The sequence below is a fragment of the Kribbella sp. NPDC055071 genome, from assembly GCF_053608045.1.
Genome location: NZ_JBSGUS010000013.1, coordinates 211,355 through 224,620 on the forward strand (window position 1 = coordinate 211,355; position 13,266 = coordinate 224,620).

At 66.3% G+C, this 13,266-nt stretch carries 12 protein-coding genes; 6 read left to right on the top strand and 6 right to left on the bottom strand.

The window, feature by feature from the left end:
* Positions 1–3 precede the first annotated feature (3 nt).
* The 3 genes from ACWF4Z_RS22580 to ACWF4Z_RS22590 are packed head-to-tail and all read right to left on the bottom strand — an operon-like array spanning position 4 to position 3,331.
* Entirely contained in the window at positions 4–840 is an 837-nt protein-coding gene (locus ACWF4Z_RS22580; protein WP_452245090.1) for a carbohydrate ABC transporter permease, read from the bottom strand.
* Positions 840–1,838 carry a carbohydrate ABC transporter permease gene (locus ACWF4Z_RS22585; protein WP_452245091.1) on the bottom strand — a complete coding sequence of 333 codons (999 nt, stop codon included), beginning with the start codon at positions 1,836–1,838 and terminating at the stop codon, positions 840–842. The genes ACWF4Z_RS22580 and ACWF4Z_RS22585 overlap by 1 nt, the downstream gene beginning before the upstream one ends.
* Positions 1,835–3,331 (bottom strand): ABC transporter substrate-binding protein, encoded by a 1,497-nt coding sequence (locus tag ACWF4Z_RS22590; protein WP_452245092.1) that lies wholly within the window; start codon positions 3,329–3,331, stop codon positions 1,835–1,837. Before ACWF4Z_RS22590 ends, ACWF4Z_RS22585 begins: the two co-directional genes overlap by 4 nt.
* A gap of 291 nt (positions 3,332–3,622) precedes the next feature.
* Here ACWF4Z_RS22590 and ACWF4Z_RS22595 point away from each other — a divergent pair, with 291 nt between their 5' ends.
* The 3 genes from ACWF4Z_RS22595 (at position 3,623) to ACWF4Z_RS22605 (ending at position 5,512) form a co-directional block, all read left to right on the top strand.
* Complete coding sequence (locus tag ACWF4Z_RS22595) at positions 3,623–3,937, top strand: hypothetical protein (RefSeq protein WP_452245093.1); 315 nt, start codon at positions 3,623–3,625, stop codon at positions 3,935–3,937.
* Positions 3,934–4,494: an HD domain-containing protein gene (locus ACWF4Z_RS22600; protein ID WP_452245094.1), complete on the top strand. Its 561-nt coding sequence runs from the start codon at positions 3,934–3,936 to the stop codon at positions 4,492–4,494. Before ACWF4Z_RS22595 ends, ACWF4Z_RS22600 begins: the two co-directional genes overlap by 4 nt.
* Before the next feature lie 283 nt (positions 4,495–4,777).
* The gene (locus ACWF4Z_RS22605; protein WP_452245095.1) at positions 4,778–5,512 is read left to right on the top strand and encodes a sigma-70 family RNA polymerase sigma factor; all 735 of its coding nucleotides are present in this window, start codon (positions 4,778–4,780) and stop codon (positions 5,510–5,512) included.
* A gap of 72 nt (positions 5,513–5,584) precedes the next feature.
* Here ACWF4Z_RS22605 and ACWF4Z_RS22610 read toward each other — a convergent pair whose 3' ends face one another.
* Positions 5,585–6,583, bottom strand: a complete 999-nt coding sequence (locus ACWF4Z_RS22610) for an SDR family oxidoreductase (protein ID WP_452245096.1) — start codon at positions 6,581–6,583, stop codon at positions 5,585–5,587.
* Between the two features lie 87 nt (positions 6,584–6,670).
* On the opposite strand from ACWF4Z_RS22610, the gene ACWF4Z_RS22615 reads away from it, so the two are divergent.
* From ACWF4Z_RS22615 to ACWF4Z_RS22625, 3 genes are all read left to right on the top strand, one after another.
* A complete protein-coding gene (locus tag ACWF4Z_RS22615; RefSeq protein WP_452245097.1) occupies positions 6,671–8,344 on the top strand; it encodes an alpha-amylase family protein in 1,674 nt (557 codons plus the stop codon).
* 73 nt (positions 8,345–8,417) lie between these two features.
* The gene (locus ACWF4Z_RS22620; RefSeq protein WP_452245098.1) at positions 8,418–9,170 is read left to right on the top strand and encodes an ANTAR domain-containing protein; all 753 of its coding nucleotides are present in this window, start codon (positions 8,418–8,420) and stop codon (positions 9,168–9,170) included.
* Positions 9,171–9,454: 284 nt separating this feature from the next.
* Positions 9,455–11,665 (top strand): carbohydrate-binding protein, encoded by a 2,211-nt coding sequence (locus ACWF4Z_RS22625; protein ID WP_452245099.1) that lies wholly within the window; start codon positions 9,455–9,457, stop codon positions 11,663–11,665.
* On the opposite strand, the gene ACWF4Z_RS22630 is transcribed toward ACWF4Z_RS22625, so the two are convergent.
* Positions 11,637–12,197: a DUF305 domain-containing protein gene (locus ACWF4Z_RS22630; RefSeq protein ID WP_452245100.1), complete on the bottom strand. Its 561-nt coding sequence runs from the start codon at positions 12,195–12,197 to the stop codon at positions 11,637–11,639. The genes ACWF4Z_RS22625 and ACWF4Z_RS22630 overlap by 29 nt on opposite strands.
* 73 nt (positions 12,198–12,270) lie before the next feature.
* Positions 12,271–13,200, bottom strand: coding sequence for a DUF1996 domain-containing protein (locus ACWF4Z_RS22635; RefSeq protein WP_452245101.1), 930 nt, complete (start codon positions 13,198–13,200; stop codon positions 12,271–12,273).
* Positions 13,201–13,266: the final 66 nt, after the last annotated feature.

Sequence of the window (13,266 nt, forward strand, 5' to 3'; positions counted from 1 at the left end):
GGATCACCCCTTGGTGGCGCCGGCCAGGCCGCGCACGAAGTAGTTCTGGAAGAGCAGGAACACGATCAGCATCGGTGCGAACGAGATCGTCATACCGGCCGCGAACCCGGACCAGTCGACCGAGTGCTCGCCCTTGAACGACAGCATCCCGACCGCGAGATTCTGCAGGTCCGGCTGGCCGAGCGTGAAGACCAGCGGGATGTTGAACTCGTTCCAGTTGCTGACGAACTGAAAGATCACCACCACCGCGATCACCGGCTTCGCGAGCGGTAACACCAGCCGGAACGTGCGCAGGAAACCCGCGCCGTCGATCTTGGCGGCGTCGAAGAGCTCGGTCGGCACGGTCGAGAAGAACCCGGTGAACATCAGCACGTACAAGGCCCCGGCCGACCCGGACATCGCGAGGATCACGCCGGCCCGGGTGTTCAGCAGGCCGAGCTGTTCGACCAGAACGAACTGCGGCACGATGATGGAGGCCACCGGGATGAACAGCGTCGCGATGATCATCCGATGCAGGAACTGCCGGCCCGGAAAGTCGTATCGGGCCAGCACGTACCCGCACAGGGCCGCCTTGACGACCTCGACCAGCGTCGAGACCGAGGAGTACAGCACGGTGTTGGCGAAGAACCGGGAGAACCCGGCGTTGACCCAGGCGCGCTCGAAGTTGTCGAAGTTCAGCTGGTCCGGGATCAGGTTCGCGCCACCGGTGAAGACGCCGATCTGGGTCTTGAACGACGCCGAGATCGTCCACAGGAACGGATAGATCCAGACCAGCGAGATCACCAGCAGGATCGGGATCGCGATCAGGTTCAGCCGCAGGTGCCGTCGGTTGCCGGTCATCAGACGCCGTACTCCTTCCGCAGCTTCTGGGCCCGGCGGACGAAGACACCCTGGCTGGTGACCAGGACGAACGCGATCACCGAGAAGAGCAGCGCGGCGGCGGACGCGTACCCGTACGAGAACGGCACGCTGCCGAACGCCTCCTGGTAGATGAAGTACGAGACGACGTAGGTGCTGGTGCCGGGACCTCCGCCGGTGAGGGTGACGACCAGGCCGAAGACGTGCATCGCATTGACCAGCGCCAGCAGCAGGATCACGACCGCGACCGGCTTGATCATCGGCAGCGTGATCAGCGTCGCCTTCTGCCACTCGTTCGCGCCGTCGATGTCGGCGGCCTCGTAGACCTCCTCGGGCACGTTCTGCAAGGCCGCGATCCAGTAGATCAGGTACTGACCGAAGATCTGCCAGATCGAGACCAGCACGATCACCAGCAGCGCACTCCACCGGCCGGCGAACACGTCGACCGGGTGGTCCACGAGGTGGAGGTCGAGCAGCAGGGCGTTGAGCGCGCCGTTCGACGGGTTGAGCAGGTAGGTGAAGACCAGCCCGGCCATCGCGACCGGGATGATCAACGGCGCGAAGAACACCGTCCGGAACAGCTTGCTGCCCTTCAGCCACTTCCGCGTCAGGACGATTGCCATCAGCAACGACAGGGGTAGTTTGATGGCGGTGTTCAGGACGGCGAAGATCAACGTGTTGGCCACGGCCAGCCAGAACAGCTTGTCGTTCAGGATCGAGCCGTAGTTGCCGGCGCCGACGAAGTTGTTGATCGGCCCGATCCCGTCCCAGTCGAAGAACGAGTAGTAGACCGTGGCGACCAGCGGCCACAACGTGAACCCGAGATAGAGCAGCAGGAACGGCACCAGGAAGACGAACACCCAGAACTTGTCGAACCCACGGACCTGCTCGCGGTTGGGATCCGCCGTACGGCGTCGGGCCCGGCGTCGAGGCGGTTGCGCCCCGGTCTCGGGCGCCGGCGCCTGGAGGGTGGCGGTCATTTCTTGTACTTGTCGAGGCCGTAGTCGGACTGGTAGTTCCAGTCGGGGAACGTGTAGCAGTCCTTCGACACCTTCAGACCCGAAGCGGCCTCCTCGGCCAGGGTCTTCTCGAAGATGTCCTGGCGCTCCTTGACGAGTTGGGCCGCGAGCGGTTGCAGCGGCTTGTTCCCCACGAGCGCCTCGACCATGACCTCGTACTCGCCCGACGGGCGCTTGGCGGTCGCCTTCAGATACGCCTTGGACTTGGCCAGGTCGGGGCACTTCAGTACCGGGATCGGGAGGTTGACCCGGTAGCCGGGCGTCTCGGCGATCTTCATGATCTGCAGCAGCGCCGGGTCCGTGACGAGCTTCTTGTTGTCGGCGAAGGCGAGCGTGCCGAATCCGGCCTTGTAGTACTCCTTGACGAAGAAGCCGTTCGGATCGGTCATCCAGTTCATGAAGTCCCAGGCCTTGTCGGGCTGGGTGGTCTTGGAGCTGATCCAGTACTTGTTGCCGTCCGGCTGGCGGGAGAGGGCGCCGGTCGCTCCGGTGTCGGGGTTCGGGTGCGGGGCGACGACGTACTTGTCATGGTCGAAGCCCTGGCTGTTCCAGACGCTCGGCATCCAGGTGCCGTCGAAGTAGATCGCGGCCTGGTTCGCGGCGAACTGCTGACGGGAGAAGTCCTTGTCGTTGGTGCCCGGCGCGAGGTAACCGGACCTGTTCAGGTCCTCGACGAAGTCGAACGTCTTCAACGACGCGGCATCGTCGAGCGCGAACCTGCCGGTCTTGAAGTCGAAGAATTGCTCGTTGCGCAGACCCGGAGCGAGGGCTCCGAGGATCCGCTGCAGCTCCTTGCCCTTGCTCGGCGAGGCGATGCATTGGGCCTTGGTCTTCGACTTCACTGCGGCACAGGCGTTCTTGAGGTCGGTCCAGGTCTTCGGCGGGTTGTTCACGTCCAGCCCGGCGTCGCCGAACACCTTCTTGTTGACGAACATGTAGCCCGGACCCCAGTAGAGGTTCTCCGAGAAGGGGAAACCGTAGGTCTTGCCGCCGGACTGGTTGATGCCCTCGATGAACGATCCGGCCGGCCAGCGCTTGAGGAAGTCGTCGGTCACCGTGCCGCTCGGAGTCAGCGGCTTGATCCATTGCTGCTCGAGCAGTTGGTTCATGTTGTTCGGGCCGGAGTCGCTCCAGTAGAAGATGTCCGGGGCCTGGTTGCTCTGGAAGGCCAGCGGCAGCGTCTTGGTGTACTCGGACTGCGTGATCGATCGCCACTCGACGGTCACGTCCGGGTGCTGCTTGTGGTACTCGGCGGCGACCTTCTTGTGGAAGTCGACCTGCTCGGCGGAGAAGTCCCAGATCTTCAAGGTGACGTTCTTGCCGTCACCAGTGCCGTTCGAGGCGCGGTCCGGGTCCGTGCCGCAGGCTGCGGTCAGCAGCGCGATCGCCGCCGCCAGGCAGACGGTCGTCGTAGCCGCACGTCCCAGTGACTTCAGGGGGAGTAGTGCCTTCATGGGAGCCCTCCTCGGGCAGGGTCGCCGGCGTTCGCCGGTAAGCGCTTGCCCAGGGACCGTAGCTCCTGGGCGGATCGCTGACAAGACCCTGGCTGAAAGCGATTTCAGAAAGTGTCGTGACGAAAATCTGACCTGATCGCGTCGATCGCTAGACAAGGCTGCAAGCGCTTTCTCGCCTCGCAGGTGGGGTCGGCCCGACCGGTCGCGGGCAGGGGATCCGCTCGGCGGCAAGCGTGAGTACTGTGGTCCACGAGTGAGGCACATCAGTCGTGTGGTGCTTGAGGAGGAACGATGACGCAGGAGCCCTTCGAGACGTCCGAGAACGCGCGACGCGACCGGCGTGAGCACGGCGGTGCCTCGTCGCTGCGGCCCGATGACGACGAGCTGGCCCACCGCACCGAGCAGGAGCGGGTCGAGGCGGGCATCGACGCCTACGACCCGGATGACGTGCCGGCGGCCACCGACGAGCCGGTGCCGACCGACCTGAGCGACACCGAGGAGTACCAGGAGGCCGAGGCGGAGCTGCACCGGGAGGAGTCGGAAGGCGAGATCTACCCGCTGACCGACAAGCACCCGTTCCCGCCCAGCCACTACGACCGGTCTTGACCCCTGGCCTCTCGGTCGGCAGCGTCGATGAGCTGATGACGCTGCTGGCCGACTGCGCGGACAAGTGGGACATGCCCGACCGCAGTGGCGACCCGGTCGACATCCTCGACCACGATCGGCAGTGCGCCGAGTTGTTGCGTCGCGACTACCCCGACGACGAGGAGCTCCAGGCTGCCGGGCTCGTTCACGACATCGGTCATACGCTGCAGCCTGGCGACGACGCAGGCCACGGCCGCAACGGCGCAACGGCCGTCCACGGTCTGCTCGGCGAGCGCGTCGCGCGCCTGGTCGAGCTGCATGTGGTCGCGAAGCGCTACCTCGCGGCGACCGACGCCGCGCATGCCGAACGGCTCTCACCGTCGAGCCAACGCACCCTCGTCGCCCAAGGCGGTCCGATGACCCCCGACGAGATCCGTGCCTTCGAAGGCGATCCCGACTTCGCAGCCGCGGTGGCTCTGCGCCGGGCCGACGACGCGGGCAAGATCGTCGGCCTCACCGTCGCGCCGCTGGACTTCTGGCGCCCCGTCGTCGAACGGGTCGCACGCACCGGTCAGTAGCCGTCGGCAACCTTCTTCCAATGGTTGCTATGAGCAACCAAACTGCGAGGTGTGACACAGTGCCACAGATCCGTTGGACGACTGTTACACAAAGTTAGGGTTTATGGCCCTGCGTGGACGGGGTAGGGTCTGAAGTACTGCTGACCGTGGTTCAGAGATGTGCCACGCCGTGACGATACGTCGCGAGGTCGGAAACATGGTTTCTCTAGTCAGTCCAGTCCAATCGGCAACCCAGAGCCGCTCAGCTGATGCTCGAGCCGCCCGGGAAGCAGCAACCAGAGAGTTGCTGGAACGCCGGGAACGCAGTACGAACGAGGCGGAGCAGCAGCAGCTCCTCTCCGAAGTGATCGAGCTCAACATCGAGATCGCCCGTGGCATCGCGCATCGTTTTCGCCACCGCGGTCCCGATGCGGAGGACCTCGAACAGGTCGCGTATCTGGGCCTGGTGAAGGCTGCCCACGGTTATCGGCTCGACGCCGATACGCCGTTCATCGGGTACGCCGTACCGACGATCCGGGGTGAGGTGAAGCGCTACTTCCGGGACTGTGCCTGGACGGTGCGGATCCCCCGCCGGCTCCAGGAACTGCAAGGATTGATCGCGGCGAAGTTGCCGCAGATCGAGCAGGAGCTCGGGCGCGAACCGACTCCGGCGGAGATCAGTGCGTACATCGAGGCAGAGCCCGAAGAGGTCGAACAGGCCTTGGCTGCAAGGGGTTGCTTCAACGTCTTGTCGCTGGATCGTCCGGAGGCGGACGCGGGTCTGACCCTGGCCGAGACGGTGGCCGATGAGGACGACAAGTCCCTGGACCAGCTGGAAACGATCGACATGCTCCAGCCGGTTCTGAACGATCTGTCCCCGCGGGATCGGCAGATTCTCCAGCTGCGTTTCGTGGAAGGCCGCAAGCAGGCCGACATCGGCGCCGAGATCGGCGTCAGCCAGATGCAGGTTTCGCGCCTGCTCCGGCAGATCCTGGACGACCTCCGGGATCGGCTCGCACCTCAGCAACTCGCTGCTTGAGTAGCCTGTACGCCCGCCCGGTATCACCCGGGCGGGCGTACTCCGCCGTACCGAACAAACCTGCGCAAGAGATCAGCGCCGACGGATGGCTCGGGTGATCAAAGCGCCGGCGGCGCCGACGGCGGCCGTGCCGAGCAGAGCGCGATGCTGCGAGGCCCACAGCTGATAGCTGCGGGTGGTCGCCTTCTCGTCGAAGATGCCGTGCGCGCCGTAGTCGTGTTCGGTCTCGCTGTCGGCGGGGCCCCAAAGATTCGCCACCGCGTCGTCCGGCTTGTCGGTCTGCTGTGACTGGTAGCCGGTCGCGGCGAGGTAGTGATCCAGCACCCCCGGTATGAACTTGTTGGCGATCAAGGTGGCCATCGTCGGTCCACCGACCCAGTACTCGCGTCGGCGCGGATGGTCCGCGGCAAAGACAACGGCGTCGGCCGCCAACTCGGGTTGGTAGATCGGCGGCACCGGTTGCGGATGCTTGGGCAGCCGGGACAGCACCCACGAGAACTGCGGGGTGTTGACGGCCGGCATCTGCACCATCGTCACGTGCACGTTCGACTTGTCGTGCAGGAGTTCGCTGCGCAACGAGTCGTGGAATCCCTGGATGGCGTGCTTGGCGCCGCAATAGACCGACTGCAGCGGGATGCCGCGATAGGCCAACGCGGAACCCACCTGGACGATCGCGCCACGATCACGCGGCTTCATCCGATCCAGGGCCACCCGCGTCCCGTACACATAGCCGAGGTACGAGACCTCTGTAGCCCGCTTGAACTCTCTCGGTTCGATCTGCTGGAACGGCGCGAACACCGTCGCGAAGGCGGAATTGACCCAGACCTCGATCGGCCCGAGCTCCTTCTCGACCCGCTCGGCCGCGGCTTCGACCTGGTCGTAGTCGGCGACATCGACCGAGAGGGGGAGAGCCACGCCGCCTGCGTTCTCCACGTCTTCGGCCGCGCCGCGCAGACCTGCTTCGCCGCGGGCGAGCAGCGCGACCTTGGCACCGCGCCGGGCGAAGGCGACGGCGCTGGCGCGGCCGATCCCAGCGCTCGCGCCGGTGATGACGACGACAGGAGCATTCATCGGTGTCCCTTCGGTTCGATTCGGTCGTCGATCCGGTACCCGGGTTGCTCGAGCACATGCTGTCGGGGTGGGTGGGCACAGGGAGGAATGCGGCTTACTGAGACTGCGGATGTCTGGTGGAAGAACGCGGTGATCTACTGCCTCGACGTCGAGACGTTCTTCGACACCAACGGCGACGGACGAGGCGACCTGCGCGGAGTCGGCCAGCGGATAGATCACCTGGCCGAGCTCGGCGTGACCTGCCTGTGGCTGATGCCGTTCTACCCGACCCCGGATCGTGACGACGGCTACGACATCACCGACTTCTACGGTGTCGATCCGCGGTTGGGGACCCATGGCGATCTGGTCGAGCTCATCACGCTGGCCCAGGACCGCGGGATCCGCGTGATCGCGGATCTGGTCGTCAACCACACCTCCAACCAGCATCCCTGGTTCCAGAGCGCGCGGTCGTCGCGGGAATCGCCGTACCGGGGTTGGTACGTCTGGCAGGACCAGCCGCCGGCGGACGCGACGAAGGGCATCGTCTTCCCCGACCAGGAGGACAGCCTCTGGCAGTACGACGAAAAGGCCGGCCAGTACTACCTGCATCGGTTCTACAAGCACCAGCCGGATCTCGACATCGCCAACGCGGAGGTGCGTGAGGAGATCGAGCGGGTGATCGGCTTCTGGGCCCAGCTCGGCCTGTCCGGCTTCCGGGTGGACGCCGTACCCTTCCTGCTCGACACCGCCGGTTCTCCGGATGCGGCCAACCTGCCGGATCCGCACGACTACCTGCGCGATCTCCGGTCGTTCCTGGACCGGCGGCGGGGCCAGTCGATGCTGCTCGGTGAGGTCAACCTGCCGTATCCCGACGTACGGCGCTTCTTCGGTGACGAGGACGGCGACGAGTTGACGATGTGCTTCGACTTCATCGGCATGCAGCGGCTCTACCTGTCGCTGGCGCGCAGCAGCCCGGCCGAGCTGATCAAGGCGCTGCGGCAGCGGCCCGCGCCGCCGGAGGAGAGCCAGTGGGGCACCTTCGTGCGCAACCACGACGAGCTCACGCTGGACAAGCTGTCCGACGACGAGCGTCAAGAGGTCTTTGACGCCTTCGGACCGGACAAGGACATGCAGCTCTACGGTCGTGGTCTGCGCCGGCGGCTGCCGCCGATGCTGGGCAACGACCAGGCCCGGCTGAAGATGGTTTACAGTCTGCTGTTCTCGCTTCCCGGTACGCCGGTGCTGTTCTACGGCGAGGAGATCGGCATGGGGGAGAACCTGGCCGTACCAGGGCGCAGCGCCGTCCGGACGCCGATGCAGTGGACCGCCGGCGTGAACGGCGGCTTCTCGACCGCGGATCCCGATCAGCTCGCGGCTCCGGTCGCCGTGGGCGAGTTCGCGCCGGAGCATGTCAACGTCGCGGCCCAGCGGCGCGATCCGGATTCGCTGCTCAACTGGATGAAGTTGCTCATACGGCGTTATCGCGAGTGCCCGGAGCTGTCGTGGGGCGAGTGCACGATCCTCGAGTCCGATGTGCCGACCGTGTTCGCGCACCGGACCGATCACGAGGACGGGACGATCGTCACCGCCCACAACTTCTCCGCCGACCCGGCCAAGATCACGGTGGCGGTTGCCGGTGCCGGCGTCGGCGTACAGGCGGTCGATCTGCTCCGGGACGGTTCGGCGGACGTCAGCTTGGACGGCCTCTTGACACTGGAGCTGGAACCGTACGGATGCCGCTGGTTGCGGGTCGTGCGACCTGGTGATCGCTACATCGTCTGACCTGCGGCGACCAGCGGAAGTCGACTCGTGGCGCGGTTGGCTCGGAGGTGGCTCGGCCGTGCATCATGTACCCATGGAGATCGGTGAACGGACAGACGAGGTGGGCGCCGACGTCCTCGGTCTGGAAGCTGCCGCATCGGGCCTCGTTGCGGACGACGACGCGTTGGCCGATGTGTTCGCGCGGTTGGCTGTCGAGCTGCACGAAACCGATGGCGTCGAGGAGACAGTGCAGGCCGTGGTGGAGTTCGCTCTGCAGGCCGTGAACTGTTCCTATGCCGGTGTCGCGCTGGCCACCCGCGGGCGCCCCGAGGTCCCGGCGGTCACGGATCCGGTGGTGGAGGAGATCTACCAGTGGCAGATGGCGAGCCGCGAGGGCCCTCTCGTCGAGTCGATGAGCGACCACCGGACAGTGTTGATTCGTGACACCGTGACAGACGGCCGGTGGCCGGACTGGGCGTCGAAGGTGCTGTCGCTGGGGGTCCGCACTGTGCTGGACGTCCCGTTGACGACCTCGGCCGGCACGGTCGGCGTGCTGGGGTTGTACAGCTCGGTGCCGGATGCCTTCGACGCCGACGACGAGGCGGTCGCGGAGATCCTGGCGCGCCATGCTTCAGTGGCGGTTGCCAGCGCCCGGCGCGAGGCGAGTCTGGCGCAGGCGGTCGACGCCCGAAAGCTGGTCGGGCAGGCGATGGGGATCCTGATGGAGCGCTACGACGTGGACGGCGACCGTGCGTTCGCGATCCTGAAGCGGTATTCCCAGGACACCAATACGAAGCTCCGCGACGTCGCGCAACAGTTGATCGACACACGCAAACTACCGAGCTGATCCGACCGAGCGCGGGGCGGTCGCGCGCGCTGTCTGTTCAACGCGCGCGACCTCGGCAGCGTTTCCCGCGGGCTATCTGAGGCCGCCTGGTTGCCCTGTGCCCCACCGGCCATCAACCATGTGTGAACGCGGGCTAAATCTGGCGATTCACCAGCACGCCGAGGCGAGCCCGTGAAACAGCGCTGAAACAAACCGGACGCGCGGTCGAGCTGTTCGGGTTCGGGGTTCGGAGCAGTAGAGTCGCGGTCGAATGAAAGCGCTCTCCGCCGCCCTGAGGAGGCACCGTGAGGCGATCTCTGCCCGTCGCAGTCGTGATTGCTGCAGCCGCCGGTAGCTTGGTGGCCGCCGGCCTGCCCGCAACAGCCAGTAAGCCCGAGTCCCAGCATGGTGCCCTTGTCACGGGCACCTACTCCAGCGGCGCCGCGCACGCGTGGGAGCCGCTGCCCAGCACGCACGTCGGAAGTGACACCGGCGGAACAGCTGACGCCACCGTCGTCATCGACCCGAGCACCCTGCGGCAGCGCTACACAGGAATCGGATTCTCGCTCGACGAGACCAGCGTTTCGAACCTGTGGAAGCTGACCCCGGCCGAGCGAGACCGGGCGATCCGCCTGCTGGTCGATCCGAAGACCGGCGCCGGGCTGGACCGGTTCCGCCTGACCATCGGCAGCCCGGACCTGATCGAGCACCTGCCGTTCTGGTCGTACGACGAACCGCCCGCCGGCGTCGAGGACTGGGACCTCAAGTACTTCTCGATCAAGCGCGACGTCGACGCGCACATCATCGACACGATCAAGCTGATCCAGCGCTACAACCCGCGGGCGACGTTCTTCGCCTCCGCGTGGAGCGCCCCGGCGTGGATGAAGACCAACAACAGGTTCACCGGCGAGGTCGCGCTCAAGCCCGGCAGCACCACGTCGTACTACCAGGTCGGCAAGCTCCGCGACGATGCCATCGATGTCTTCGCCCGGTACTACGTGAAGTACGTGCAGGCCTATGCGAAGCAGGGCATCAAGGTGGACGCCCTGACGCTGCTGAACGAGCCGGGCATCGACGTCGTCTACCCCGCGATGGACATCAGCATCCCGCAGCAGCAGAAGCTGGCGGTCGCGGTCAAGCGCGAGGTGAAGCGCGCGCACCTGGACACCCAGTTGTACGTGCACGACTTCAACTTCTGGGACTGGCGCGACCCGAACAGCACGGAGACGAAGAACTACTACCGCATCCTCGACGATCCGCAGGCCCGCAAGGCGGCCGACGCGATCGCCTTCCACCCGTACTGGGGTGACCCGACGGTCATGCGGGACGCGTACGAGCAGACCGGCAAGCCGGTGCACATGACCGAGACCAGCGACCTGTCGGCGGCCACGATCCTGAGCTACTTCCGGCTCGATGCTTCGTCGTACGTGATGTGGGCGCAGACCACCGACCAGGACGGTGGCACCCTGCACTGGACGCCGCTGCGCGACAACAACGTCGACTGGGAGGAAGTCGGCCGGACGACGAAGTGGCCGAACCGCCTGGTGAAGGTCGACACCACCACGCGCACGTTCAGCGTCCGCGACGAGCTGTACGCGATGGGTCAGTTCGCGAAGTACCTCGGCCCGGAAGACACCCGGGTCGAGTCGAGCGCGACCGCGAACGGGATCAGCAACCTGGTGTTCAAGGACCGCGGCGATCGGTTTACCGCGATCGTGGGCAACGCCAACGCGACGCCGAGCACGGTTCGGGTGGTGCTGGCCGGGAAGTCCTTCACGGTGACGGTGCCGGCCAACTCGTACGCGACGTACCGCTGGCAAGGCGACGTGCCGTCGTCGCACCGCAACCACGCGCCGGTGCTGGCGGCTGTGCCGGATGTCGTCGCCGATCAGTTCGGTACGACGACCGTCCAGCTGTCTGCAACGGATCGGGACCGCGACCGGCTCGCGTACTACGCCACCGATCTGCCGGACGGGGTCAGCCTGGACGCGCAGACCGGGCTCGTGACGCTGCGGCCGACCTCGGCCGGTGCGCAGGACCTGCGATTCCGGGTCACCGATGGCGCGGCCCATGACGAGGTGAGCGTTCATGTGACCGTGCGGCCGCATGGCGCGCCGGTCGGTGCGCGAGTCGAGGCCGAGTCGTACGTCGCTCAACACGGGTGGACCGACGGTGGCGCGAACTTCATCGAGAACAACCCGGCGGCGAGTGGCGGTAAGAACGTCGGATGGACCGCGGCCGGCAACTGGCTGCAATACCGGGTGGATGTCGCCCAGGCCGGTACGTACGACCTGGAGTTGCGGGTCGCGAACGGTACGGGCGCGATCGCTCCGGACGCTGTATCACTGCGTGACGCCTCGGGTGCGGTGCTGGCGAAGGTGTCGGTGCCTGATACCGGCGGGTGGGCGTCGTACCAGTCGGTGCATACGCAGGTGACGTTGCCGGCCGGCGATCAGGTGGTGACGTTGTTCTGCGAGACCGGTGGGTTCAACGTCGACTACCTCCGGCTGAGCTGAGTTGGGTGAGCTGGCGGCCTCGGGTCTGCTTGATCGAGGCCGCCAGTTTCTTGAGGTCGGCCGCGTGACCGGCCGCGATCACGCTGGTGGTGACGAGGGCCGACTGGTCGAGGTGGTCCTTGATCTCGGACCGCAGGACCCGGTCGAAGGCCGGGCCCTGGTCATTGCCGAGGGCAACAATCTCGTCCTCGGTCATCATGCCGGGCATGTCGTGGCCCTCGTGCGGGTTGCCGGTCGGCAGCCCGGCGCGGTCGCGCAGCGCCACGAGCTGCGTCAACTCCGCTTGGTGGCTGGTGGAGAGGTTCGTCGCGAGTTGCCGGAGGGCGACGTTCGAGGAGCGGGTGGACGCGAGGCCGAGGATCCGGACGAACTGTTCGTCCATCGGGATCATCAGCTCGAGCCAGGCGGCGTCGGTGGGGTTGAACTCCGACTGGGTCGTGGCGGGAGCCGGCGGCAACGACGCCTGCGGGTGCTGGGCGCCGCAACCGGCGAGGACTCCGGCCACCAGTGCGAGCGTGAGGAGGGATCGCATGGGTGACTCCAGGGTTGGGTGATCGACCTGCGGTGCCGGGGCCTGCCCGCCGCTCGGCACCGCAGGAGACTGGTCAGGGGCGTCCGGGGAGGCGGTAGTTGTCGCCGAGGACCTGTCCTCGGTCGGGCTTGTAGAGGTCGAAACCGCGGGAGTTGCACTGCAGCCCGCCGTTGATGCAGTGGCTGACCAGCGCGGCGAGCGTGGGCGGATCCCACGCGTTGAAGAAGTCGTAGTGCCAGGAGTACCCGCGGCCGCTGGCCAGATGAATGGCGGACTCGTCACCGTCGGCCGGGAACGCGATCTTGAACTCCAGCATCGGCACCGGGACCGGATGCGTGGCGGGACAGACACCGTTGACCGGGTAAGCCATGTGACTCTTGTGGTCGGCCGAGTCGAGGTCGTGCCCGTTCCAGCAACTCGGTGCCTGGTAGCGGACGTTCAGTTGGGTCCCGGCCGGGCAACTGGCCGGGAAGTCCCAGTTGTGCGAGCTGTCGCCGCACTCCCAGCCCTCGACGGCGCCCGGCGCGGTCCGGAACGCGTCCAGCGTCGCACTTGGGCTCCCCACGACGAACCGGATGCCCGGCGGGAACGGCTGGACCTTCGTGTAGTCGAGGATGCCGGACTTGTAGTAGATGGTCTGTGCCCAGGTCTGGATGATCGGCTGATCGCCGCGGAACATCGTCGGCCACCAGTACGCCGATAGATCGTCGGGATTCAGGCAGGTCGTGGAGTACGCGCCGGCCGCGGTCAGGCTGTTCAAGGTGGTCGCGGCGTTGGTCGTCGTGTTGCCGACGAAGCTGTGCTCGTGCGAGGCGCCCGGCAGGTTGGGGAACACGATCGGGTCGTCGGGCGCGCGGTGGTGAACGGTGCAGTTGACCTGGAACTCGTGGTGGGTGACCAGGTCGTCGGCCTGCGCGGACGACCCGGCGAGGGCCGTCAGCAGAGCAGCGATGACACCGGCGCTGGTCGCGCCGGCGAACAGGACTTTTCTTCTCGTGAACACGGAACTCCTCCGGTCGGGGGGATTCCGCGGGGGCGGTGGATCGGGCAGCCCGCGGGTGGACGAATC

Bases quoted from the DNA above. Each gene is read 5' to 3' on its own strand.
- ACWF4Z_RS22595 (WP_452245093.1), top strand. From the start codon at position 3,623: ATGACGCAGGAGCCCTTCGAGACGTCCGAGAACGCGCGACGCGACCGG.
- ACWF4Z_RS22615 (WP_452245097.1), top strand. From the start codon at position 6,671: ATGCGGCTTACTGAGACTGCGGATGTCTGGTGGAAGAACGCGGTGATC.
- ACWF4Z_RS22610 (WP_452245096.1), bottom strand. From the start codon at position 6,583: ATGAATGCTCCTGTCGTCGTCATCACCGGCGCGAGCGCTGGGATCGGC.
- ACWF4Z_RS22585 (WP_452245091.1), bottom strand. From the start codon at position 1,838: ATGACCGCCACCCTCCAGGCGCCGGCGCCCGAGACCGGGGCGCAACCG.
- ACWF4Z_RS22590 (WP_452245092.1), bottom strand. From the start codon at position 3,331: ATGAAGGCACTACTCCCCCTGAAGTCACTGGGACGTGCGGCTACGACG.
- ACWF4Z_RS22580 (WP_452245090.1), bottom strand. From the start codon at position 840: ATGACCGGCAACCGACGGCACCTGCGGCTGAACCTGATCGCGATCCCG.
- ACWF4Z_RS22630 (WP_452245100.1), bottom strand. From the start codon at position 12,197: ATGCGATCCCTCCTCACGCTCGCACTGGTGGCCGGAGTCCTCGCCGGT.
- ACWF4Z_RS22620 (WP_452245098.1), top strand. From the start codon at position 8,418: ATGGAGATCGGTGAACGGACAGACGAGGTGGGCGCCGACGTCCTCGGT.